This window comes from Pseudomonas sp. IT-232MI5, from assembly GCF_949767845.1.
Taxonomy (GTDB): Bacteria; Pseudomonadota; Gammaproteobacteria; order Pseudomonadales; family Pseudomonadaceae; genus Aquipseudomonas.
In genome coordinates this window covers 202,897-227,473 of record NZ_CATKQE010000033.1, presented here as the reverse complement: position 1 = coordinate 227,473, position 24,577 = coordinate 202,897, and the positions used below count along the sequence as shown (strand labels likewise).

Sequence of the window (24,577 nt, the reverse complement as noted above, 5' to 3'; positions counted from 1 at the left end):
GTCACAAGGCTGAGAATATGATGATCATCCTATTCCTCAGTAAGGGAATCTATGCGCCGGCTCCGACCTTTCCCCATTGCCGCATGCTTGCTGCCTCTCGCCCTGAGCGCCTGCGGCGAATCTTCCAGCGTTGCAGATCCCCGTACCCAGGCGCCGCTGGTCAGATCCGCTGCGGTTCAAGCGTCACCCGATGTCGCTCGTTCTTTCACCGGAGTGGTCGCGGCGCGCGTTCAGGGCGACTTGGGTTTTCGCGTGTCGGGCAAAGTGCTCGAACGTCTGGTTGATACGGGGGAGGTCGTCAAGCGAGGGCAGCCGCTGATGCGTCTTGACCCGATCGACCTTGGACTGCAAGCGCGGGCGCAGCAGGCGGCGGTCATAGCGGCTCGCGCCAGCGCCAAACAGACAGCCGACGACGAGGCTCGCTATCGCAAACTGGTCGGCGTTGGCGCCATTTCGGCATCAGCCTACGACCAGTACAGAGCCGCTGCGGAGACTGCAAAGGCGCAGCTCAACGCCGCGCAGGCGCAAGCGGACGTAGCGAGTAACGCTTCAGGTTATGCGTTGCTGGTTGCTGATGCGGACGGCGTGGTAGTGGAAACACTCGCTGAACCTGGACAAGTGGTAAGCCCGGGACAACCGGTGGTTCGACTGGCGCGCGCAGGTCAGCGCGAAGCCATCGTGCATCTGCCCGAAACGTTGCGTCCGGCAGCCGGTTCCACCGCACAAGCCAGCCTCTACGGGGTCAATTCAGCGGCGGTGACGGCAAAACTGCGGCTGCTTTCGGACTCCGCGGACCGCACGACGCGCACATTCGAAGCGCGCTATGTGCTTGAGGGGCCGCTGGCCAACGCGCCGATCGGTGCGACCGTCACCCTCAGCATTGCCGAGGGCGCCTCCCAGACACAGGCGTTACAAGTCCCCATCGCCGCGATTTACGACCCGGGCAAAGGACCCGGTGTGTGGGTGATCACCGGAACACCGGCAAAGGTGGCTTGGCGAGCGGTTAAGGTGCTGGGGTTGAGCGATGATTCGGCGCGCATCGCCGGCGACCTCACTGCCGGTGAGCAGGTTGTAGCGTTGGGCGCACATCTGCTGCGCGATGGCGAAGAGGTGCGATTGCCGCAACAGAGCGAAGCCAGCGTTGCCGGGAGTCGCCCATGAGCCAGGGGCGCTTCAACCTTTCGGCCATCGCGGTTCGTGAGCGGGCGATCACCGTGTTCCTGATCTTTCTGATTGCCGTTGCGGGGACGTTGTCGTTCTTTCAACTGGGACGTGCGGAGGATCCACCGTTTACGGTCAAACAGATGACGGTCATTACCGCGTGGCCCGGTGCGACTGCGCAAGAGATGCAGGATCAGGTCGCCGAACCCCTTGAAAAGCGCCTGCAAGAACTCAAGTGGTACGATCGCTCGGAAACCTACACCCGTCCGGGGCTGGCGTTCACGATGGTGTCGTTGCTCGATAGCACGCCGCCCTCGCAAGTGCAGGAAGAGTTCTATCAAGCACGCAAGAAGCTCGACGATGAAGCCATCAGGCTGCCGGCCGGTGTAATCGGGCCGATGGTCAACGATGAGTTTTCCGACGTGACTTTCGCGCTGTTCGCCTTGAAAGCCAAAGGCGAGCCGCAGCGCTTGCTGGTGCGTGATGCCGAAGCCATGCGCCAGCGTCTGCTGCATGTGCCGGGGGTGAAGAAGGTCAACATCATCGGTGAGCAAGCCGAGCGCATCTACGTTTCGTTTTCCCATGACCGCTTGGCGACTCTCGGCTTGTCACCGCAGGACATCTTCGCCGCGCTGAACAGTCAGAACGTGCTGACGCCCGCCGGCTCCATCGAAACCAGTGGGCCGCAGGTGTTTCTGCGTCTCGACGGTGCTTTCGACAAGGTGCAGAAAATTCGCGACACACCGGTCTCCGTGCAGGGCCGCACACTCAAGCTCTCTGATGTGGCGACGGTTGAACGCGGTTATGAAGACCCGGCCACTTTTGTTGTGCGCAATAACGGTGAAGACGCTTTGCTGCTGGGCGTGGTGATGCGCGAGGGCTGGAACGGTCTGGATCTGGGCAAGGCGCTGGATGCGGAGACCGCGCGGATCAATGCGCAAATGCCATTGGGCATGACCCTCGCCAAAGTCACCGACCAGGCGGTCAATATCGACTCCGCTGTCGGCGAGTTCATGGTCAAGTTTTTTGTCGCGCTGCTGGTGGTCATGCTCGTGTGTTTTCTCAGCATGGGCTGGCGGGTGGGGGTGGTGGTCGCTGCGGCTGTGCCGTTGACCCTGGCGATCGTGTTCGTGGTAATGGCCGCCACCGGCAAAAACTTCGATCGCATCACCCTGGGCTCATTGATCCTCGCGCTCGGGCTGTTGGTCGATGACGCGATCATCGCCATTGAAATGATGGTGGTGAAAATGGAGGAAGGCTACGACCGCATCAAAGCGTCCGCGTATGCCTGGAGCCATACGGCGGCGCCGATGCTGTCCGGCACGCTGGTGACCGCAATCGGTTTCTTGCCGAACGGTTTTGCCCAGTCCACTGCCGGCGAGTACACCAGCAACATGTTCTGGATTGTCGGTATCGCGTTGATCGCGTCCTGGGTCGTCGCGGTGGCGTTCACCCCGTATCTGGGCGTGAAGTTGTTGCCGGACATCAAGAAGGTCGAAGGTGGCCACGCGGCGATCTACAATACGCCGAATTACAACCGTTTCCGCCGACTGCTGACCGCGGTGATTGCTCGCAAATGGCTGGTGGCAGGTACGGTGGTCACGCTGTTTTTCGTCTCCATTCCAGGCATGGGACTGGTGAAGAAACAGTTCTTCCCAACCTCTGACCGCCCCGAGGTGATGATCGAGGTGCAGATGCCCTACGGCACTTCGATCGAGCAGACCAGCGCCACGGCCGCCAAGGTCGAAGCCTGGTTGCAAAAGCAGGATGAGGCCAAAATCGTCACCGCCTATATCGGCCAGGGTGCGCCACGTTTCTTCCTGGCGATGGCGCCAGAACTGCCCGATCCTTCTTTTGCCAAAATCGTGGTGCTCACGGACAGTCAGGAAGCACGCGAAACCCTCAAGTTACGGCTGCGCGAAGCAGTTGCCGAAGGCCTCGCACCGGAGGCCCGTGTCAGGGCCACGCAAATTGTCTTTGGTCCTTATTCGCCGTTTCCGGTTGCCTATCGGGTGATGGGGCCTGATCCGGCGAAGCTACGCGATATCGCCGAGCAGGTTCGCGGCGTGCTGCAAGACAGCCCGATGATGAGAACAGTGAACACTGACTGGGGACCGCTGACCCCGACCTTGCATTTCAGTCTCGATCAGGACCGCCTGCAAGCAGTGGGGCTGACCTCGAATGCGGTTGCCCAGCAACTGCAGTTCCTGCTGAGCGGAGTACCGATAACGGCGGTTCGCGAGGATATTCGTTCCGTGCAGGTCGTCGGACGTGCTGCCGGCAATATCAGGCTCGACCCGGCGCAAATCAAAGGTTTCACCCTGGTCGGCGCGGCAGGGCAACGCATCCCGTTGTCGCAAATCGGCGAGGTCGATGTGCGCATGGAGGACCCGATTCTGCGCCGCCGCGACCGCACGCCGACCATCACCGTGCGGGGCGACATTGCCGAAGGTTTGCAGCCACCGGATGTTTCGGGCGTGCTCCTCAAGCAGCTGCAGCCGATCATCGAGACACTGCCGTCCGGTTACCGCATCGAGCAGGCGGGTGCCATCGAGGAGTCCGGCAAAGCGGGCAAGGCGATCTTGCCCTTGCTGCCAATCATGATCGCCATGACGTTGCTGATCATCATGGTGCAGGTGCGTTCGATCGCGGCGATGATCATGGTCTTCCTCACCTCGCCGTTAGGCTTGATTGGAGTGGTGCCGACGCTGCTGATCTTCAATCAGCCGTTTGGCATCAATGCGCTGGTCGGGTTGATTGCGCTGTCGGGAATCCTGATGCGCAACACGCTGATTCTGATTGGGCAGATCCATCACAACACGCTGGAAGGACTGGACCCGTTCCACGCTGTGGTCGAAGCCACGGTGCAACGTGCGCGACCGGTCCTGCTGACGGCGCTGGCGGCCATCCTGGCCTTTATTCCCCTGACACACTCGGTGTTCTGGGGCACGCTGGCTTACACCCTGATTGGCGGCACATTCGTCGGCACCATCATGACGCTGGTGTTCCTGCCGGCGATGTATTCCATCTGGTTCAAGATCCGCTCTGAGCACAAGGTTCAGACTGAAACAGTCAGACTGGCGTAGTGACAACGCCTGCAATCGAGGCCCGCTTTGGCGGGCCTTGTTGTCCCCACGTCAAAGCGTGGTGATCTGCCCATTGCGATCCAGTTCATACACCTTGTTGCCCTGCAATTTCTCCTTCAGCCACCGCTCGGCCTTGCCCAGCGGCCGCTGCCGCGCCCACAGCAAATCGACACCAATCTGCCAGTCGGTATGCGGATACGCCGAGAGCTGCAATTCCACCAGCTCACCCTTGGCCAGTTCGCGCTGAACGAGCTGGCGGGGCAGGGTGGCCCAGCCGAGCCCGGCGCGGACCATTTCCAGTAACGCCAGATAGCTTTCCGCTTGCCACAACTGGGTCGAGCGCAGGTATTCGCTGCTCGGCAGTTTGCTCGCGTGGGCGCTGAAGGCCAGGCGCCGATGGACGTGCAGGTCGTCGAACGTGACGTTATCGAGTTGCGCCAATGGGTGCTCGGGGTGGCAGACGTGCAGCATGATCAGTTTGCCCAGTTGCTGAAACGCCAGCTCCTTGGGATAGCCGGGCTGTGAGAACGCCACACCGAGTACCGCTTCGCCGCTGCTGACCAGTTCGCTAACGTCGCCGTAAACCGGATGGCGGATGATCAGGTCGACAAAGGGGAACGCGGCTTCGAAGGCTTTGAGCACCGGCATGATTGGCCCGTACGGCGTTTCAATGGCGAGCGTCAGGCTGGTTTCGACGTTGTCCGAAAGACAATCGGCGTGGGCTTCGAAGGTCATGCAGCGTTCGAGCACGGCTTCGGCTTGAACCAGCAATTTGTGGCCGCTGGCGGTGAGCGCAGGGCTGCGGTTGCTGCGGTCGAACAGGTCGACGCCAAGGTCGGTTTCGAGGTTGGCAATCGCCGCGCTGATGGTCGATTGAGTCTTGCCTAGTTTGCGCCCGGCGGCGGAGAACGATCCGCTTTTGACCACTTGGACGAACATCAACAGTTGATCGAGTGAGAAGCGCAAGCGGTGAACTCCCGGGTCGAGGATGGGGGTTTAAAGCAGATAACCAATGCCAGATTCGTGCCATCGAAAAAAGCGATGGTTGCTAATTTTGTTCATCGCAATAAACGTTCAACTATGGCCCCGCGTCAAACGATCTCCGGGGCGGATCCGACTTTCAAACGCCCCTGAGCATGCCCGCGATCTCAACAGATGCCGCACCTTCAGGAGCGTGTGAAATGACCCCACAACGCATTCATCCGGTGGACGAGGTTTTGCCACTGCGACAGTTGTTCACGTTTGGCTTGCAGCATGTTCTGGTGATGTACGCGGGAGCGGTGGCGGTGCCGCTGATTCTTGGTAGCGCGATGGGGCTGACCTCGGCGCAGGTGGTGTTGCTGATCAACGCCAACCTGTTGACCTCGGGTGTGGCGACGTTGATTCAAACCCTCGGCTTCTGGAAGTTCGGCGCGCGGCTGCCGCTGATTCAGGGCTGCTCGTTTATTGCCCTGGCGCCGATGATCATGATCGGCAAAGAGTTCGGACTCAGCCAGATCTTCGGGGCGGTGATTGCCGCGGGCTTTATCACCATTGCGCTAGCGCCAGTGTTCAGCCGCTTGCTACGGTTTTTCCCGCCGGTGGTGATTGGCAGCCTGATCACCATTATCGGCATCTCGCTGATGCCGGCGGCGGCGATCTGGCTGGGCGGCGGCAATCCCGACTCGGCGGATTTCGGCAATCCGGCGAACTTGTTGCTGGGTCTGGCCACGGTCAGCGTGACGCTGGTGATCTATGCCAAATGCAAGGGCTTCCTCGGCAACCTCAGCGTGCTCATCGGCTTGTTTGTCGGCAGTCTGATCGCAGCGGCTTGCGGCATGACTCACTTCAATCGGGTCAGCGAAGCCGCGTGGTTTGAGCTGAGTGCGCCGATCGCCTTCGGCGCGCCGGAATTCGCACCGGTGCCGATTCTGATCATGACCCTGGCGATGCTGGTGATCATGGCCGAGACCACCGGCAACTGCTTGGCGATCGGCAAACTGACCGGCAAACCGACCACGCAACAGACTCTCGGCAACGCGTTCCGCGCCGACGGCTTGTCGACCATGCTCGGCGGTTTGTTCAACAGCTTTCCCTACAACGCCTTCACTCAGAACACCGGTTTGATCGCGCTTTCCAACGTGAAAAGCCGCTTCGTCGTGGCCGCCGCCGGGGCAATCATGGTGCTGATGGGCCTGTTCCCCAAACTCGGCGCGTTGATCGCCGCCGTGCCGACGCCAGTGCTCGGTGGCTGCGCGATCGTGATGTTCGGCATGACCACGGTGGCGGGCATTCAAGAACTGTCACGGGTGCAATTCGAGGGGACGCGCAACGGCATCATCGTTGCGGTTTCGGTGAGTGTCGGGGTGCTGCCGATGTCCTTTCCGGCGCTGTTCGAACACGTCGGTCCGACGTTGAAACTGGTGCTCGACAGCGGGATTTTCCTCGGAGCGATCACCGCCATCGCCCTCAACATCCTGCTCAACAACGAAAAAAAATCGACCGAAACCCTCGGCGCTGAACTGGCCGACTGACCTTTTGTTTTCCACTGCCCAGGAGTTACCCATGAATCAATTCACTCAGCTCATCCCGGCTGGCGTCAGCGATCTGGATCTGGCGTTGTTGCGCCAGACCATCGCCTTGTCCGAGGCATCGAAACAACGCGGTCGCCATCCGTTCGCGGCATTGGTGGCCGACCGCAACGGCAAGGTGATTGTCGAAGCGGGGAATAACTCGATGCCGCCGGAAGGCGATCCGACGCAGCACGCCGAGTTGGTGGCGGCCGCCGCAGCGGCAAAATTGCTGTCGCCGCAAGAGCTGGAACTGTGCACGCTGTACACCAGCGCCGAACCTTGCTGCATGTGCGCCGGCGCGGTGTATTGGACCGGAATCGGGCGAGTGGTTTATGCCTTGTCGGAGCATGCCTTGCTGGGATTGACGGGGGATCATCCGGAGAACCCGACGTTCTCGCTTCCGTGCCGCGAGGTGTTCGCCAAGGGGCAGCGTAAGGTCAGTGTGGTGGGGCCGATGCTGGAGGGGGAGGCGGCTGCACCGCATAAAGGCTTCTGGTCGTAAACTGCTGTCCGCGTCACAAGGTCCAGCGAGGCGGGGACGGTAAACGAGCTTGAATGCCGCGCATTCTCGGATGCGCGGCAATTCTCACGAATCCATCGCGAGACGAACCGCGCTTTTACAACGCAAACGTAGTCCCACGGGTATTCACAAACAGCGAATAGATCGAGTGACTACTGGCCATGAACAACCGATTGCCTTCGCGCCCCCCAAAGCACAAATTCGGGCAGCGCTCTGGCAGGGAAATGTGCCCGATGGCCTTGCCCTGCTGATTGAAAACGCGCACGCCGTCGAGTTTTTCCAGGTCGGCTTTGGGATCACCATTGCCGCCCCAGCCGCACCACAGGTTGCCGGCTTCGTCGCATTTGATGCCGTCGATCGCGGCATAGTCCAGCCCTTCGATGTGCTTGCGGCGTTCGCCGAGTGTGCCATCGTCCTTCACCGCGATAGCCCAGATCAGGCGATTGGGCTTGGCGCGACCTTCAACGACGTACAGTGTTTTCTCATCGGGAGAAAAGCACAGGCCGTTGGGGCCGTTGAGGTCGTCGATGACCCGCGTAACTTTTTTAGTTTCGCCGTCGATGCAGTACACGGCGTGGGGTTGGCTCGGGGTGATTTTGTGACCCTCGTAGTTGTTGCTGGTCTGGAATGGCGGATCGGTAAACCAGATCGATCCGTCACTTTTGCAGACGATGTCGTTGGGCGAGTTGAAGGGGTTGCCGTCGAAGCTGTCGGCCAGCACAGTGATCGTGCCATTGGCTTCGGTGCGCGTGATGCGCCGGCCTTCGCTGGTGGTGGTAGAGCCTTCACAGACGATCAAACGCCCTTGGCGATCCCGGCACATGCCGTTGGAGAAGTTGGAGTGTTCGCGGTAAACGGAGAAGGTATCGGTGATTTCGTCCCAGCGCATGATGCGATTATTGGGAATGTCGCTGACCAACAAATAGCGGCCATCACCGACCCAGACCGGTCCTTCGGCCCAGCGCATACCGGTGGCAAGTTTTTCGACACTGGCGTTGAAAACGCGTAGCTCGAGGAAGCTGTCGTCGAGGATGTGAATCAGCGGATCTGGGTAGCGCTGACTCAAGGGTTCGGCGGCCTCGGCGATCCGCGTCAGTGCGGTGCTGCCGACGGTGGCGAGCGTGGCGGAAACGGCGAGGGATTTTTTCAGGAAGCTGCGGCGGGTGTTGCCTTGCGCTCGGTCAGGGCTTTCAGGTCGAGCGGACAGGGATGAGTCCATGTAGCGATCTCCGTGGTTTTATTTTTATGTGGGAGACGTAGTAATACCTCGTGATAAGACATCGTACAAGTTGTTCGTTGCGCGACGCCAATGGGCGTAGGTAGCAGTGGAAGCCAGTAAGCATAATGGCCTCCACCTTAGAATTGGCAAGCGATAACGTCGTGTCCTGCGGGCAAGGACAGCTTTTAGTCAACCATCACCTCATCCAGTGCCTGCTCCAGCAGGCTGACCGTGCGTTCGATATTCTGCAGCTTCTCCAGCCCGAACAGCCCGAGGCGGAAGGTCTGGAAGTCGGCCGGCTCATCGCATTGCAGTGGCACGCCGGCAGCGATCTGCAGGCCGTGCTGGGAAAATTTCTTGCCGCTCTTGATATCGGCATCATCGGTGTAGCTCACCACGACGCCGGGGGCTTGAAAGCCCGCAGCGGCCACGCTTTTGAAACCTCTGCCGGTCAACAACGCACGCACCCGATCACCCAGCGCCTGTTGTTCATCGCGAACCTTGTCGAACCCGTACGCTTGTGTCTCTTTCATCACGTCGTTGAACCGCGCGAGTGAATCGCTGGGCATCGTCGCGTGATAGGCATGTCCGCCCTGTTCGTAGGCCCGCATGATTTGCAGCCACTTTTTCAGGTCGCAGGCGAAGCTGCTGCTTTGCGTGTGTTCGATACGCTCGAGCGCCCCAGCACTGAACATTACCAGGGCACAGCAAGGGGAGGCGCTCCAGCCTTTCTGCGGGGCGCTGATCAGCAGGTCGACGGCGCATTTGTGCATATCCACCCAAATCGTGCCGGAGGCGATGCAGTCCAGCACAAACAGACCACCCACCGCATGCACGGCGTCGCCAACGGCTCGCAGGTACTCGTCGGGCAGGAGGATCCCGGATGAAGTTTCAACGTGGGGGGCGAAGACCACTTTCGGCTTCTGCGCCGCGATGGCCGCCAGCACTTCGTCCAGCGGTGGCGGGGCGTAGGCTGCCTGGCGCCCCGTCTCGACCGGCCGGGCTTTGAGCACCGTGGTGGCCGCCGGAATATTGCCCATATCAAGGATCTGGCTCCAGCGATAACTGAACCAGCCGTTGCGTATCACCAGGCACTGCTGGCCGGTGGCGAACTGCCGCGCCACCGCTTCCATGCCGAATGTGCCGCTGCCCGGAACCACCGCTACCGCTTCGGCGTTGTAGACCTGTTTCAGGGTCGTGGAAATGTTCCTCATCACGCCTTGAAAGGACTGCGACATGTGATTGAGCGAGCGGTCGGTGTAGACCACGGAATACTCGACCAATCCCTCGGGATCGATGCTCGGATAGAGCTTGGACATGGTGACTCCTTTGGCAGAGGGCTAAACATCATTGGCAAGCAAGTGTAGGCAAAGGGCAGGGAACAGCTCATTGAATTACGCAAATGAGGTTAGAGTGCTCAGCACTGTCTCAATCGTTGCGTGAACCATGAAGCTGCCGCTGTTTATTTCTCTGGACGGGCCCAAGGGCACCGGCAAAACCACACTGCTGGAGGCCGTCACCGCCGCACTACGGGCAGACAAGCACAAAGTCATTCGGCTCTGCGAGAAAAAAAGCGATCCGTACCGCGGCGAAACCATGGCCTTGGTCAATCAACTCGCCAGACATCCCTCGCGGGATCTGGAGTGGGCGGTGTGTCAGCGCCTTGCGGATAGCCGTCGCTGGATTTCCCGGGAGGTACTGCCCAAACAGCCATTGAACAGCATCATCCTGATCGACCGCTGGTATCCGTCGGATGCCGCATTTCGCCATAGCGTGCCGTTTGCCGAGATTCTGCAGTTGAACATCGAGCGAGGCGTGCGCGTGCCGGATCTGCATGTCGGCGTTGTCACCGCGCCGGATATTTCATGGGCGAGGGCGACGGCACGATCGCGAGGCCTGGGAGGCACGGTGATCCAGAAACACGCAGAGCACGTCACCTGTAGCGAGATGTTCGAGCAGGCGGTTGTCGATAACGGCTGGGTGTTGTGCCGTAACGAAGGAACCATCGAAGCCGCAACGACTCAGGTAGTTGCAGAGATCTATAAAGTGCTTGGCTGATTGTCGATGTGCAGGCGCTGGTTTAATTTGAATTTCAGGTTTCTCTGATCTGAGCTAACTGTACTGACGGATCACACGCCCCCCATGCTCACAAACCTCTGGTATGTCGTTCTCCCATCGTCGCAGTTGACTGATGGATTGATGCCGGTTCAATTGCTCGGACAACCTTTTGTGGCGTTCCGCGATGACGCGGGTGTCGCTCACGTGCTGTCGGATATTTGCGTGCATCGCGGCGGCTCACTGTCCGCCGGCAGCAAGGTCGGCAACAGCGTGCAGTGTCCCTATCACGGCTGGCGGTTTGGCGGTGACGGCGTTTGCACGCAGATACCGGCGCAGCCCGACCTGCGGATTCCCGCCAAGGCTCGCGTCGATGCGTACCCGACGCTTGAACGCTACGGTTGGATCTGGGCATTTTTAGGTGATCTGCCGGAGGCTGAGCGTCCGCCGTTGCCGACGCTCGACTGGGTTGACGATCCCGCCATCCGCGTGGTCTCGGGCCACTTTGACTGGCAGGCCAGTTGGGACCGGATTATTGAAAACGGTCTGGACTTCGCGCACGCACCGTTTGTCCATGGTTCAACCTTCGGTGATCCGGATCATCCCGAGATTGAATCGTTCGAGGTCGACAGCGATGCGTGGAGCGGCAGCGCGCAAATGCTTATGCGCAGGCCGGCACGCAAAGGGCTGCTGCGGCGTAAATCCTCCACCGAGTTTGTCAGTGTGGTGACTGTTCCGGGGTTTCACCTGTCCGGTCCGTGTACAACGCTGGAACTTGAATTACCGAACGGCTGGCGGATCTACATCGTCTCGGCGCATGTCCCGATTGACGCCAATCGCACGCGCACCTGGTGGATGATGGGCAGAACGTTCCTGCGCTCACGGCTGCTGGATCGCAGGTTCATTGCGAGCAATATCCGTATCTTCGAACAAGATCATGCCGTGCTGAAAAACGTCAGGCCCGAACGTGTGCCGGACTCTTTTCAGCAGGAGGTTTCGCTGAAATCCGACGCGCTGCAGATTGCCTTTCGCCGAGACGTACAGGCACTGGAACAGCGCGGTTGGCGGATCGATGAAGACCGCCTCGCTCGAAACTTCACCGGACGCAAGGCTTGCGCGATACCCAGCCCTGAACGTCGTCAGATTCGCGCTTGGGCGATCGAGCCGATTCCGCTCGTGGATATCACCCACGAACCTGACTAGTGCTGCGAGCCAGCCTGCGCTTGACGCAGACTGGCGCAACCCTCAGCGCGTCTCACATTGCGGCGAAGGCTCGCCGCTCAATGCATCCACCATCGGCGGATGCTCCTGCACCGCCTGACGCAAGTCCTCGGTCACTCGCAGCTCTGCACCTGTCGGTGAGAACGTCGCTGCTGCCGCAAACGGCGCGGGATTGGCCGGAACCGGGCGTTTGCCACGGCGCCACAGGAAGAAGGTAACCATGCACAGATTGACCAGCGCAAACACCCAGAACAGACCATTGGCACCGAACGAGTTCATCACCGGCGAGATCATCATCGGGCTGATCGCCGAGCCCAGTGAGTTGATCAGCAGCAAGCCCTGAATCATCGGCACCAAGGCTTCGGCAGGCGCACGGTCAGCAGCATGGCTGACGGCAACCGGGTACAGCGCGAATACGCCGCCACCGAGCAGAAACAACATCACCGCGAGCATTGTCGAGGACAACGGCACCAGGACGATCAACAGCGACAACACCGTGCACGCCACTGTCAGAATCGTCAGCACCTGCAAGCGATCCTTGCGATCAGACCAGCGTCCGACCGGGTATTGCAGGAGCATCGCGCCGAGGATCGTCCAGGCCATCATGCTGCCGACCTCACCGACATTCAGACCGCTGCGTTGCAGATACAACGGCAGCAAGGTGTAAATCGCCGCGATGGTCACACCCGAACCGAAACAGCCGACCAGCCCGGTCGGCGTCACGCCCAACAGTTGCCTTGGCTTGAGCGGTTCAACCTGATCGAGCAAGGGCGACACGCGCGGCAGGATCACGATCGGCAACACCGACAACGAGGCAAGCATGCCGGCGACCATGAACGGTGCGCTGTCGCTCAACCCGGTGATTTTTCCCAGCGTTGCCTGACCCAGAACACCGGCGCCATACAGGACGATCATGTACAACGCGAGCAAGCGCCCACGAATCTTCGCGTCGCCGGCCAGCAGCAGCCAGCTTTCGATCACCAGAAACACACCGACCGTGGCCCAGCCGTTGATCAGGCGCAGGGCGAACCAGCCCCAGGTGTCATAGAACAACCCTTGCAGCAGGATGGTCACGGCGATCAGCGAAGCAAAGCTGCCGTAGGCGCGGATATGGCCGATGCGCAGAATCAAACGGTCATTGAACACCGCACCCAGGGTCAGGCCGATGAAGTAGGCCGATGAAACGATACCGATCATCGTGGTCGAGGCACCGGCAGCGTCCAGTCGAAGGGTGGTCAGCGACGACATGAAACCGTTGCCCAGCGCAACAATGAACAGCCCGAGCAGGGGCGCCAGCGCCATGGCCAGCAAACGCGGAGACATAAAAACCTCTAAAGATCGAACAGCGCAACGTGCGCCTCTGCGCATGCGATTGCCAAGCCGGGGTGTGTGGTGCGGGCGCCTGCCAGACGGGCAGGGCGGTTGGATACGTTTCGGTCACCAGATCCGGCGACTGCAAGAGCGCGCGGATTCTAAGGCTTGCGCGGAATTTTCCAATGGCTGTTTGCTGCGACAGTTGGACGCAGGTCAATCAAGGCTGAGTCATAACTACAGCTCATCCTTTGCACGGCAAAAATGTTCCTTTATTGATCCTCTTGCGCTGGTTAGCCTGTGCGGTCGGTTTGCCATTTTGTGCCAGGAGTCATGATGCTGATCAAGGGTGAGCGGGCCGCCACGGTGTGTGGTTTGGTGGCGATCGTTTTGTGGAGTACCGCTGCCGGATTGATCAGAGGCGTCAGCGAGCACTTCGGCCCGTTGGGGGGCGCTGCGTTGATCTATTCGCTGGGCGCCATGCTGTTGCTGGTGTTCCTCGGCCGCCCGCGGATTCGCTCGACTTCCAGGCTCTATCTGCTGCTCGGCAGCGCATTGTTCGTCGCTTATGAGGTGTGCCTGTCGTTGGCATTGGGTTTCGCCAGTGATCGGCATCAAGCCATCGAACTGGGCGTGGTCAATTATCTGTGGCCGTGCCTGACCGTGGTGCTGGCGATTGTCATGAATGGACAGAAGACCCGCTGGTTCATCATTCCAGGCTCCGCGCTGGCGATCTTCGGCATCTTGTGGGTCGTCAGTAGCGAGGGATTATCGTTGCCGGGGATTGTGCGCAATGTTCAGTCCAACCCGCTGAGCTACAGCCTTGCATTGACCTGTGCGATTACCTTTGCCCTGTATTGCAATGTCACGCGTCGCTATGCCGGTGGGCAGAATCTGGTGGCGCTGTTTTTCGTGCTGACGTCCGTCGTGTTGTGGTTGAAGTGGTACCTCAGCCTCGAACGGATTCCGCCATTCACTTGGGTAAACTCTTTGGAACTGCTGGCGGCGGGAATCGCCATGGCCGGTGGCTACGCTCTCTGGAACATCGGCATCCTGCGGGGAAACCTGACCTTGCTGGCGACCGCGTCCTACTCCGCGCCGGTGCTGTCGTCAGCATTCGCTGCGGTGTGGCTTGGCGTCAGTTTGCAGATGCAGTTCTGGCAGGGCGCCGTGCTGGTGACGGTGGGCTCGCTGCTGTGTTGGCATGCGACCCGGCAGCGCGACGTAACCCAGACAACACCGATCAAGGTCAGCGTGCGCGAGAACTCTCACTGAAACAGGCCTTAGCGGCCTCCCTTACCGGATGCTAAATTAGCGTCGCAACGCAAGTCTCCCCCAATCACGCGGGTTTATGGAGAGCAACAGCATGGAAGCCACCCCGGTAGACCGTTCAGCCCCGAGCCGTTACTTGGCAGTGCTGGGCTTATCACTGCTGCTCAACCCCTCAACCCCGGCCATGGCCTTTAACCCCGAGCTGCATTCGGCTTACGCGCTGAAAGCGGCGCAGGCGTTTCAGCGCTGCCCGGGAGTAAAGCTTCCTGCGCAGTTGGGCGAGGCCTTGGCTGATGGAACGGACGCAGAAGACTCAAGCCCGTTGACGATCCTTCAACGCATCACCCACTGGCATTTCTACAACCGCAACGAAAAGCTTGAGCCACTCTGGTTGGTCCAGCGCAATCTGGACGCGATTTTCAACAAACGCATCAAGAAGCTGAACGAGCTGCTGGTGAAACCTGATGCCGACCCGGTTGCGGTCTACGAGCAAGCAGGAAGGGTTTTGCATTACATACAGGACATGAGCGTCCCCGGCCATGTGGTGCCGGCTTACCACGCAAAGTTACCGGGCAATCATTCCGATCCATTTGATGAGTTCGAGAGCATTGAAGCGCTGCCAGTGTTCGACTTGTCTGACGTGCAGTGTCAGGCGCTTCGTGATGAGGCGGATAAAGCCGATGCCAACCCTCGACGTTTTCTGGACGCCGCTGCCACAGCAACCTTGCAAGCGATAGAGCAGATAGACGCGGCCGGTAAACCTGTCGTCGACGGTGCATGGAACGCATATTGGGTTTACCCCGCGCGAAACACCGATGAAGCCCGCAAAGGTTGGGGCCAATACGGTACCTGCGAATTTGCAAAGGGCAATGTCAATGCTGGGTGCAAGCGTGAAGAAGAGCTTGTGGCGTTGTTCGAACAACAGTCTCGGCAGGCTCAGAGAAACTCGGTGCTGATGCTTTTTTATGTGCAAAAGAAGCTGGCCGAAGCAGGCCAGAAAAACGCCAGTGCAATGGCTGATCAATAGTGGGGACTGAAATTTAGAATGCGCCGCTTAATAACTCATGGATGTGTTGTCGTCAGTGTTGCGATGCTGTGTTCAGGATGTACCTCCTATGCGACCGTGCCGACAATCAACGAACACGCTGGAACCGCAACCCAGGAAATCATCTCCAGCTTCAGCTACGAAATAGACTCTCCCTGGAAAAACAGTCGCCTTGGCAAAGACGCCTACGCGCAGACAAAAAGCATGTTTCCACATGCACAGGATCACAGCTCCAGCCCTGTAGCCTCGAGCCTCCCTGCACTGGAAATCAAAGTCTCGGAATTTTCATTGGGTGGCGCTTGCACACAAGAGTATTTGACGGGGTTGAGTTTTGGTTTGATTCCGAGTTGGTGTACAAGGCCAGACCTGTACAAGTTTGATTTCACCCTGAATAAAGATAACGGCTTTTGCAGGCAAAGAACTTACTCAGTCAGCGCCACAACGGTTTCCCATCTCGTGATGATTCCGTTTGCGCTGTTTGAGCCCGAGAAACGACCACTGGCCATTTATCAGGCTTCGCTAAAAGATTTCCTTCAAGCCGATCAATGTTCCAAAGGCTTGTGACCGGCGCATCAGGCCTTCAAAAATCTCGCGGCGTAACTGACAAACAACAACAGGAAAACCAAGCCACCCAATGCGACCACCAGCGTACTGAGATGCGCAACCATGCCGATGAACGCTGGGCCCATGAGAATGCCGGCGTAGCCCATCGAGATGATCGCCGGAATCGCGGTGCGCTGGGGCATGCGCTGTTGTCGACCCGCCGCCGTAAACAGCACCGGGACTATGTTCGAGCATCCGATACCGACCAAGGCATAGCCCAGCAATGCCGCCTGCCAACTATCGAATACTAGCGAAACCAGCATGCCCGCCGCCGCGCAGACCCCGCCCAGCGCTACCACGCGAACGCCACCCAGTCGGCTGACGATGGCGTCTCCGGTCAGGCGCCCGAGCGTCATCGCCGCCGCGAAGCTGGCATAACCCAAGCCTGCGTAGCTGGGTTCCATTGCGCGTTGCGAGGCAAGGAAAACCGCGCTCCAGTCGAGCATGGCGCCTTCCGTAAGGAAAACAATGAAACACAGGACGCCCAATAGCAGCACGATCCCCCGTGGCATCGCCAACAACGGACCGTCTCTCTCGGTGCCATAGGGCAACAAACTTGGCGCAGCCTTGTACAGCGCGGCGAGGATAATCGCCACCAGGCAAAGCACGGACAGCAGTGGATTCAGTCCCAGGCTGAGCATCGCCGTCATGGCCCCGGCCCCGGCGATACCGCCGACGCTGTAAAGCCCGTGGAACCCGGATTGCAGGGTTTCGCCGCTGTGCTTTTCAACAATGATCGACTGGATATTGATCGCGCAATCGAGCATGCCCATGCTGGCGCCGAACCCCAGTACGGCAAGCGCCAGCCCCGGCAGCCACGTCAGATGGCTCAGCATCGGCAGCACCGAACACAACGCGACAGTCGAGCAGATGATCACCGGTTTGCAGCCAAAACGTGCAGTCAGATAACCGGCAAACGGCATGGCGACGATCGAACCGATACCGAATCCCAGCAACAACAGGCCCAGTCCGCCGTCGTCCAGTCCGGTACGGGCTTTCACCAACGGAACGAGTGGCGCCCAAGCCGACATGACAATGCCGGTGATCAAAAATACGATGCGCGTCGACACGCGCTCGCCGTAGTTTGCATAAGCTGCCAGGGATGATGTCGAGGCGTTCATTGATGCGGATATCCTTATCGGTGTCTCCCGGCTTTTTTGGCGACGAACCGGAACAACAGCTTTTCGAGACACAAGAGTCCCTTCCAGCATCCGTCGGGATGCTGAAGGGAAGAGGGATGGAACTGGTGAGGAGAACGGATCAGCCAACAGACTTCAAAGGGATGGGGCCTTTGAGCCGATCCATCATGGTCGCGCAATACCAGTCATCGAACTGACAAACGCCAGTCTCGGCGGTTTCCGAATAAGGCCCCGGCTCGTACGACGGCGAGGTCACACCGCGCTGGGTGCCTTCGACCAGCGTGCGGTCCTGATCGTTGGTGGCAATCCAGACTTTGGTCAGCCGTTCGAGATCGTAATCCACGCCTTCCACTGCGCTGTCGGGTACCAGCCATTTGGTGGTGACCAGGGTTTCAGTGGCGCTGATCGGCAGCACCCGGAAGCTCAACGCGTGGTCACCGAGGAAGTGATTCCAGGTGGAGGGGTAGTGGAAGTACAGCAGCGCGCCGATGTCCGCTTCAGTTGTCTTGTCCAGACGCCCGGCAACGGCAGGTTTGCCATCCATGGTGTAGCTGACGGCGCCGGATGACAGCGGAATACGGGTCATGCGGAACTGACCATTGATATCCATCACCAAACGGCTTGGCAGTCCGGCGCTCTCGCACTTGGACCAGTAAGCCGACAGCTCTGGATCATCTTCGCCACTGACGCCGCCCACCGACAGGTTATCGACGAACGAATGCAGCAACTCCGGGTGCGACCCGTCGCAGTGATAGCACTCGCGATTGTTTTCGAAGACCAGTTTCCAGTTGCCTTTCTCGATGATGTTCGACTCGAACGCTACTTTGCAGTTTTCAAGATAGTGCGGCGCGATGAAAGGGCTGACGGCTTTGCGGAAACCTTCGAAATCAGGAGCCTTGGCGGCCACGCAGACATAAATGTAGGTATCGACGATCTCGCAGTGAACGCTTTTCAGACTGTATTGGGATTTGTCGAAATCCTGGCCCATGTTGCCGGCGAACAACAGGTTGCCATCCAGCTCGTACGTCCACTTGTGATACGGGCAAACCATCTTCGCCACTTTGCCGTGATCGGCCTCGCAGATTTTTGCGCCACGGTGACGGCAGGCGTTATGGAACGCCCGGACCTCGCCGTCTTTGCCGCGCACCACTGCAACGGGGTAGTCACCGATCTGCAGGGTGAAATACTGCCCCGGCTTGGTGATTTCAAAGGTGTGGCCGGCGAAGATCCAGTCCTTGTGCCAGATCTGCTCAAGATCCTGACGGTAAACGCTTTCATTGCTGTAAAGGGCGCCCGGCAGCGAATGCCAGGGTTTGCGCTGTGCGATCAGGTCAAAAACGCTTTCTTTATTCATTATTATCCTCCCAGGGGCGACATAGCCCTCAGCCTATAGGGCGCAGGACAGCGATCACAAACGACATTTGCTGTGGGCAATTCATGCGTTGGGGTTATCGATGATGTCTGACTGGCGTGCCAGCACTGGGTGAAAAATCGGTTCCAGAACCGTAATGGCGCAGCTGGATTGTGCAATGTGTTTGATCGCTGTTTTCACCTCGGCACTGCGCTCTACACCGAGACCGCTGGCGAACAGATCAAATTTCTGGCTCAGCTCTTCAGCGCTGAGGGGCGTTTCGGGGTCGCCCCGCGCGGCAGTGATCGGACTCACCAGCACGCCGCCGTTCTTCAGGGTAATGGTCAATCGGGAGAGGATTTCGGCTGGGAATCTGGCCGAGATATCGGCGGCTTCGACGACTTCGATACGGCGGCTCAGTGCCAGAATATCTTCGGCAAAAATCGCCGCCCCGGTGACTTCTTCCGGACCGACCTTGCCCCGCACAATCAGTGCGGCCAGCGGAAAGGCGAGGGCGTACTGCGCCTCATCGGCGTCACTCGGCGTATGACCCTGTAAGCACATCGACTCGTAGAACGTTTCCACGCGAACGGTTTCAATCGAGTCGGCATCGAGCTGAGGGTTTTCCCGCTGCAGTTCGAGCATGGCGGTCAGTGCCGGTTGCGCCCAACGGCAGACCGGCCAGGGTTTGAAGTACTGACTGTCGATCTCCCAGCGTGCACCGATGTCGTTCCAGTATTCGGCGACGGTGATGTCTTCAACCGATTCTGCCGGTGCACCGGTGATGCCTTCCCGAGCCATGAGCAGGGCGTTCAAACCTGCAAATGCGCCTGCACCGTGGGCATCGCGCAGCATCGTCGGCGCTTGCACCACGCGCATCATCGGGCAGCGTGCGCTGAAGTACTCGGCGATGCCCAAGGAATGGCGAAACGTCGGCTCATCAAAACCCAGCAAACGTGCTCCGGCACAGACCAAACCCAGCGCGGAAAAACCGCCGGATGCGTGATAAGTCGGCGAGGTCGCCATCAAGGCGGAACCGGCCCGCAGCGCCGTTTCATAACCGATGCACAGGGCGGTCAGTAGCTCATGACCGCTAATCGACTGGCCTTGATGATGCAGCGCATCGGCGAGGGCAAGCACGGCGGGAACAACGGTCGCTCCGGCGTGCCCCTTGGATTTGAAGTGGCCTTCGTGGGCGTCGAGGCTGTCAGCGCTGAACCCTCCGGCCCACGCTGCGCCGAGCACGTTGACACGTTGCCCGGCAAAGATCAGGCGACTGCTATAGGCGCCCGCCGGGTAATGCTGTTCGGCAAAACGCCGCATGGCGCTGCTGGTGTCATTGCTGGCCGCGCCGGCCATGACGCCGACGATATCCAGCAGACTGTCCTGCACGATTGCACGAGTCTTGAGCGGGGCATCGAGGAAATCAAAATCGCGACAGAATTCGAAGAGTGACATTCAACAATCCCTTCCTGTGAGTTGCGCCGGGCCGATCATGGCCGGCGCAACTCAACAATGAGCCACGGGGAGGGTGCCGCTCTAGCAACATTTTCGTCGGGCTATTGATAACCAAATCATCCGACGACGGTGCGGTGCGGATTAACGGCGGGGAAACTTCGCCAGAATCCATTCACGAAAACGCCGCAGTTCATCTTCGTTTTCGGAGCTTTCGCGACAACTCAAGTAGTGCCAGCTATTGCGCAATTGCACCTGTTGCTCGATCGGTCGTACCAGCAAACCTTGCTGTACCAATCCCGTGACCAGGTGATTCCAGCCCAGCGCAATGCCCTGATGCGTCAGGACCATGCTGATGAGCAGGTTGTAGTCGTTGGCATTGAAGATTTGCGGGCTGTTCGGCGGACGATCATCGATATCGATGGCCTGAAATGCTAGCCACACGCCCCAGTCGACATGTTCGGCGACTTGCGAGCGGCCATAGGGACTCAGGTTGAGCAGGGCCGAATCGCGCACGCCTTCGATCGTCGCAATCTCCGGGTGTTTCTCCAGATACTGCGGGGTGCACACCGGGTAAATCACGTCGTGGCACAACGGGTAGCTTCTATAACCGTCGCGGATGCGCGAAATCTTGGTGATGAAGATGTCCGGCTGCACACCGGGTTCCATGGTCAGAAAGTTCTGCGTAGTGATCAGGTTGAGTTCGATATCCGGGCACTGGGCGAAGAACTCCTGCAGATGATTCGACAGCCACAGCGCGGAAAAGGCCGGCGAGCAACAGACGGTGAGGACCTTCTTGGTCGACTGGCTGCTGCGGATGCGTTCGGCAGCCTGGGCGATGTTGACGAAGGACAGCTGCGCGGCATCGAAGAACACCGCACCGGCGGCCGTCAGTTCCACCGCCCGGCCGACCCGGGTAAACAGTTGCGCGCCCAGATAGCTTTCCAGCTCACGGATCTGCCGGCTGATCGCGGCTTGCGAAACGCACAACGCCTCCGCCGCACGGGTGAAGCTTTCATATTTGGCCGCGGCGACAAATGCCTTCACAGCCCTCAAGGACGGCATTTTCAGCAGGATGGTGTCAGGGTCGACATGCTTGCTCATTCGTACACTCTCCTAACGATACAACTCCCCAACGAAGCGCGAGGAGGGTAACGGAACCGTGCGGGGAGGGCTACGCGAGCGTCGCTGTGGGGATAGACCCGGTCGCTCATGGTGCTGACGCGGCACTCGGCAATGGCTGTCGTCGCAACCGATAACCCGACGTTATCGAATTGTCCCTGTAAATGTAGTTGGATTAAGCAGGGTGATGCTAATAGATTTGAAACATCCCTTTTTCCTGGGACCTCAAAAATAATAAAAGGAAGCCCGTCGTGAAGACATTTATTCATTACCGCTGCCGCTTACAATTATTTTTGCTCGTTTGCCTGTCGCTTAATGCGAAAGACGCACGATGCGAAGGAGGCAAGGTATGACAAGTTCCGACGAGATCATCTGCGTAAAGAATGTTTTCAAAGTCTTCGGTACGCAGCCAGCACTTGCCATGAAAATGGTTAAAGAAGGTGCAACAAAAGCTGAAGTATTCAAAAAGACCGGTCAGGCGATTGGTGTTTTTGATGCCAACTTCTCGGTTCGCCGTGGTGAGATTTTCGTGATCATGGGTTTGTCCGGCTCCGGCAAATCGACCATGGTCAGATTGTTCAACCGGCTGATCGAACCGACGTCCGGGCAGATCTTTCTCAATGGCAAGGAAATCACCGGCTTGGGCGATAAGGACTTGTTGCAGGTTCGCCGCAAAGACATGGGCATGGTCTTCCAGTCGTTTGCATTGATGCCGCACATGAGCGTTATCGACAACGTCAGCTTCGGTCTGGAAATCAGCGGGGTCAGCGAGAAAGAGCGCTATTGCCGCGCGATGGGCGCACTGGAGCAGGTCGGGCTTTCAGGGCAGGAACTGAGCTTTCCTCACCAACTCTCCGGCGGCATGCAACAACGTGTCGGCCTGGCCCGCGCGCTGGCCAATGATCCCGCCATTCTGCTGATGGACGAAGCGTTCTCGGCACTTGATCCGATGATTCGCAGCGAGATGCAGGGCGAGCTGATCAAGCTCCAGGCCGAGCAGGATCGCACGATCATTTTCATCTCCCACGATATAGAAGAAGCGGTTCGCATCGGTCACCGCATTGCGATCATGGAAGGCGGGCGGGTGGTGCAAATCGGCACGCCGCGTGAACTTCTGTGCAACCCGGTGAATAAATATGTGCGTGATTTCTTTAATGGTTTCGACACCAGTCGCATTCTGAAAGCGGGTGATATCGCGCAACAGGATTGCAATGTCGCTTATATACCGGGCGGGCAAATACCGATTAAAGCCGAAGCGTCTCTTCGCGACATCTTTCATCTGGTTGCCGCCTCGGCAACGCCCATGCCGGTGGTGGATGAAGTTGGGCTTTATAAAGGTTCGATTTCGCAAGGCCATCTTCTGAGCTGTCTGTGTAATAGCTGAACTGCGAATAATCAGAATTGATTTAACGCTTCTGAGGGCGAGGTAGCACCATGTCAGACTTCAATTTTCTAGATCCTTTCCAAAGTTTAAATATTCCTTTGGGATCCTGGGTGGAAACCGCCCTTAAATATCTGGTGCATAACTTCAGGGAAGTGTTTCGCTCGATCCGTTGGCCGGTCGATCAAGTGCTGGACGGTGTGCAGTGGGGACTGCTGTCGGTTCCGCCGACGGTGTTCATCATCATCGCCGGGCTGATCAGTTGGCAGATTGGCGGCAAGCGCATCGCCATTTTCAGCGTCGCCACCCTCACCGGGCTTGGACTGATCGGTGTGTGGAGTGATGCGATGGTCACACTGGCCCTGGTGCTGACATCGCTGTTGTTCTGCGCCGTGATCGGCATACCGCTGGGCATCCTGTGTGCACGCAGTGATCGCACGGAAATGATCATCCGTCCGGTGCTGGATGCCATGCAGACACTGCCGGCGTTCGTCTATCTGGTGCCGGTGGTGATGCTCTTTGGCATCGGCAACGTACCCGGTGTGATCGTCACCATCATCTTTTCCGTCGCGCCGCTGGTGCGGCTGACAAACCTTGGTATTCGCCAAGTCCCTGCGGACAAGGTCGAAGCCGCCCGAGCGTTCGGCTGCACGGCCACGCAAATGCTGATGAAGGTGCAGTTGCCGTTGGCGGCGCCAACGATGATGGCCGGCCTCAATCAGACCTTGATGCTGTCGCTATCGATGGTTGTGGTCGCCTCGATGATTTCGGTGGGCGGTCTCGGCTTGATGGTGTTGAGCGGCATCGGCCGCCTCGACATGGGCCTGGCCAGCGTCGGCGGCGCGGGGCTGGTGCTGCTCGCGGTATTCCTTGACCGACTGACCCAGGCAATGGGTGAGCGCAGCAGCGATCTGGCCTCCGGTCAGCGCTGGTATGAAAGCGGCCCTGTGGGGCTGGTCATGAAACTGAAGAAAAAGAAGAACGTTGCACGTCCAGTGACGAATTGAGTTGGCCTGCTCACCCCATTAAAAATTCCAAGCGTGGTGAAACATGAAACTGACAAATCTCAAGAAAAGCGTGGTTGCGAGCCTCGTGGCTTCAGTGTTTGGCACCTTGTTGTGCTCGGCGGTCTACGCGGCCGACGCCAACAAACCCGGTGCCGGCGTTTCGATTACGCCGATCTTCCCGACGATCGCCGAAGAGCGTTTTCGTGGTGAGGTGGTGATCGCCGGCCTCAAGGAGTTGGGCTACGACGTCAAACAGCCAAAAGAAGTCGACTACCCGGCGATGTTTCTCGCACTGTCTTACGGCGATGCGGACTTCACCGTGCATGAATGGGAGCACCTGCACCAAGCGTTTTATGAAAAGGCCGGCGGCGATGACGTGATGGTCAAAGTCGGGCAAGTCATGAAAGGCGTGTTGCAGGGCTACATGATCGACAAGAAGACGGCCGAGGCTTATCAGATCAAGGATCTGTCGGACTTGAAGAAACCCGAAATCGCCAAACTCTTTGACAGCAACGGTGACGGCAAGGCTGACCTGACAGGCTGCAACCCGGGTTGGGGCTGCGAGATCATGGTCGAACACCACATGAAAGCCTATGGCTTGGGCCCAACCGTGGTCGACAACCGCGGTTCGTACTTCGCGTTGATGGCAGACACCATTGCGCGCTTCCAGCAAGGCAAACCCGTGCTGTTTTTCACTTGGGTTCCGCAATGGATCGCCAGTGTTTTGGTGGAAGGGCGTGACGTGGTCTGGTTGCCGGTGCCTTTCACTTCGCTGCCGGATGGCAAGGAAAGCAAGGACACCTTCCATGATGGCAAGAACCTCGGTTTCCCGGTGGACACGATCAATGCCGTGATGAACAAAGAGTTCGCCGAGAAGAACCCGGTGGCGCGCAAATTCCTCTCTGAGGTCAGCATCCCGACAGCCGCTGAAAGTGCGCAAAACCTGCGCATGCAGAACGGTGAAAAGTCGCTCGCTGACATCAAGCGTCATGCCGCGGAATGGATCAAGGCCAACCAGCAAGCCTATGACGGTTGGTTGAGTGACGCCCGGGCGGCAGCGAAGTAATCGGTTCGACC

At 58.8% G+C, this 24,577-nt stretch carries 20 protein-coding genes; 12 read left to right on the top strand and 8 right to left on the bottom strand.

From position 1 onward, the window contains the following. Positions 1-51: 51 nt before the first annotated feature. Together ACM6JQ_RS17015 and ACM6JQ_RS17010 are read left to right on the top strand one after the other, a co-directional pair. Positions 52-1,161, top strand: a complete 1,110-nt coding sequence (locus tag ACM6JQ_RS17015) for an efflux RND transporter periplasmic adaptor subunit (protein ID WP_414894277.1) — start codon at positions 52-54, stop codon at positions 1,159-1,161. Continuing rightward, complete coding sequence (locus ACM6JQ_RS17010; protein WP_414894276.1) at positions 1,158-4,247, top strand: efflux RND transporter permease subunit; 3,090 nt, start codon at positions 1,158-1,160, stop codon at positions 4,245-4,247. Before ACM6JQ_RS17015 ends, ACM6JQ_RS17010 begins: the two co-directional genes overlap by 4 nt. Positions 4,248-4,298: 51 nt before the next feature. Here ACM6JQ_RS17010 and ACM6JQ_RS17005 read toward each other — a convergent pair whose 3' ends face one another. After that, positions 4,299-5,213: a LysR family transcriptional regulator gene (locus ACM6JQ_RS17005; RefSeq protein WP_122607364.1), complete on the bottom strand. Its 915-nt coding sequence runs from the start codon at positions 5,211-5,213 to the stop codon at positions 4,299-4,301. Positions 5,214-5,428: 215 nt separating this feature from the next. On the opposite strand from ACM6JQ_RS17005, the gene ACM6JQ_RS17000 reads away from it, so the two are divergent. Together ACM6JQ_RS17000 and ACM6JQ_RS16995 are read left to right on the top strand one after the other, a co-directional pair. After that, positions 5,429-6,760: a nucleobase:cation symporter-2 family protein gene (locus ACM6JQ_RS17000; protein ID WP_414894275.1), complete on the top strand. Its 1,332-nt coding sequence runs from the start codon at positions 5,429-5,431 to the stop codon at positions 6,758-6,760. Between the two features lie 31 nt (positions 6,761-6,791). Beyond that, positions 6,792-7,301, top strand: a complete 510-nt coding sequence (locus tag ACM6JQ_RS16995) for a nucleoside deaminase (RefSeq protein WP_095112137.1) — start codon at positions 6,792-6,794, stop codon at positions 7,299-7,301. Positions 7,302-7,416: 115 nt separating this feature from the next. Here ACM6JQ_RS16995 and ACM6JQ_RS16990 read toward each other — a convergent pair whose 3' ends face one another. Further along, entirely contained in the window at positions 7,417-8,538 is a 1,122-nt protein-coding gene (locus tag ACM6JQ_RS16990; RefSeq protein WP_414894274.1) for an SMP-30/gluconolactonase/LRE family protein, read from the bottom strand. Between the two features lie 185 nt (positions 8,539-8,723). After that, the gene (locus ACM6JQ_RS16985; RefSeq protein WP_414894273.1) at positions 8,724-9,857 is read right to left on the bottom strand and encodes an alanine--glyoxylate aminotransferase family protein; all 1,134 of its coding nucleotides are present in this window, start codon (positions 9,855-9,857) and stop codon (positions 8,724-8,726) included. 127 nt (positions 9,858-9,984) lie between these two features. Between ACM6JQ_RS16985 and ACM6JQ_RS16980 the strand changes: the two genes are divergently transcribed. Both ACM6JQ_RS16980 and ACM6JQ_RS16975 read left to right on the top strand, forming a co-directional pair. Next, entirely contained in the window at positions 9,985-10,596 is a 612-nt protein-coding gene (locus tag ACM6JQ_RS16980) for a dTMP kinase (RefSeq protein ID WP_095112140.1), read from the top strand. Between the two features lie 84 nt (positions 10,597-10,680). Then, positions 10,681-11,796, top strand: coding sequence for a Rieske 2Fe-2S domain-containing protein (locus ACM6JQ_RS16975; protein ID WP_414894272.1), 1,116 nt, complete (start codon positions 10,681-10,683; stop codon positions 11,794-11,796). Between the two features lie 42 nt (positions 11,797-11,838). On the opposite strand, the gene ACM6JQ_RS16970 is transcribed toward ACM6JQ_RS16975, so the two are convergent. Beyond that, on the bottom strand, positions 11,839-13,182 hold the full coding sequence (locus tag ACM6JQ_RS16970; RefSeq protein WP_347710353.1) for an MFS transporter: 1,344 nt from the start codon (positions 13,180-13,182) through the stop codon (positions 11,839-11,841). A gap of 279 nt (positions 13,183-13,461) precedes the next feature. Between ACM6JQ_RS16970 and yddG the strand changes: the two genes are divergently transcribed. The 3 genes from yddG to ACM6JQ_RS16955 all read left to right on the top strand — a co-directional run bounded on the left by yddG (position 13,462) and on the right by ACM6JQ_RS16955 (position 16,006). Then, positions 13,462-14,400 carry an aromatic amino acid DMT transporter YddG gene (gene yddG / locus ACM6JQ_RS16965; RefSeq protein ID WP_095112142.1) on the top strand — a complete coding sequence of 313 codons (939 nt, stop codon included), beginning with the start codon at positions 13,462-13,464 and terminating at the stop codon, positions 14,398-14,400. Positions 14,401-14,491: 91 nt separating this feature from the next. Continuing rightward, positions 14,492-15,424: a hypothetical protein gene (locus ACM6JQ_RS16960; RefSeq protein WP_095112143.1), complete on the top strand. Its 933-nt coding sequence runs from the start codon at positions 14,492-14,494 to the stop codon at positions 15,422-15,424. 18 nt (positions 15,425-15,442) lie between these two features. Further along, positions 15,443-16,006 (top strand): hypothetical protein, encoded by a 564-nt coding sequence (locus ACM6JQ_RS16955; protein ID WP_095112144.1) that lies wholly within the window; start codon positions 15,443-15,445, stop codon positions 16,004-16,006. A gap of 8 nt (positions 16,007-16,014) precedes the next feature. On the opposite strand, the gene ACM6JQ_RS16950 is transcribed toward ACM6JQ_RS16955, so the two are convergent. From ACM6JQ_RS16950 to ACM6JQ_RS16935, 4 genes are all read right to left on the bottom strand, one after another. Beyond that, on the bottom strand, positions 16,015-17,166 hold the full coding sequence (locus tag ACM6JQ_RS16950) for an MFS transporter (RefSeq protein ID WP_095112145.1): 1,152 nt from the start codon (positions 17,164-17,166) through the stop codon (positions 16,015-16,017). A 139-nt stretch (positions 17,167-17,305) separates the two neighbouring features. Continuing rightward, a complete protein-coding gene (locus ACM6JQ_RS16945) occupies positions 17,306-18,541 on the bottom strand; it encodes an aromatic ring-hydroxylating oxygenase subunit alpha (RefSeq protein WP_176472299.1) in 1,236 nt (411 codons plus the stop codon). 78 nt (positions 18,542-18,619) lie between these two features. Beyond that, the gene (locus ACM6JQ_RS16940) at positions 18,620-19,993 is read right to left on the bottom strand and encodes an MmgE/PrpD family protein (RefSeq protein ID WP_414894271.1); all 1,374 of its coding nucleotides are present in this window, start codon (positions 19,991-19,993) and stop codon (positions 18,620-18,622) included. Between the two features lie 141 nt (positions 19,994-20,134). Next, on the bottom strand, positions 20,135-21,094 hold the full coding sequence (locus tag ACM6JQ_RS16935; protein WP_034154055.1) for a LysR family transcriptional regulator: 960 nt from the start codon (positions 21,092-21,094) through the stop codon (positions 20,135-20,137). Positions 21,095-21,461: 367 nt separating this feature from the next. On the opposite strand from ACM6JQ_RS16935, the gene ACM6JQ_RS16930 reads away from it, so the two are divergent. From ACM6JQ_RS16930 to proX, 3 genes are read left to right on the top strand one after another with little or no spacing between them, the layout of a single operon-like run. Continuing rightward, on the top strand, positions 21,462-22,496 hold the full coding sequence (locus tag ACM6JQ_RS16930; RefSeq protein ID WP_414894270.1) for a quaternary amine ABC transporter ATP-binding protein: 1,035 nt from the start codon (positions 21,462-21,464) through the stop codon (positions 22,494-22,496). Positions 22,497-22,546: 50 nt separating this feature from the next. Continuing rightward, entirely contained in the window at positions 22,547-23,500 is a 954-nt protein-coding gene (gene proW / locus ACM6JQ_RS16925; RefSeq protein WP_102899766.1) for a glycine betaine/L-proline ABC transporter permease ProW, read from the top strand. A gap of 43 nt (positions 23,501-23,543) precedes the next feature. Continuing rightward, positions 23,544-24,566 (top strand): glycine betaine/L-proline ABC transporter substrate-binding protein ProX, encoded by a 1,023-nt coding sequence (gene proX, locus ACM6JQ_RS16920; protein ID WP_163004748.1) that lies wholly within the window; start codon positions 23,544-23,546, stop codon positions 24,564-24,566. The last annotated feature ends 11 nt before the right edge of the window (positions 24,567-24,577 follow it).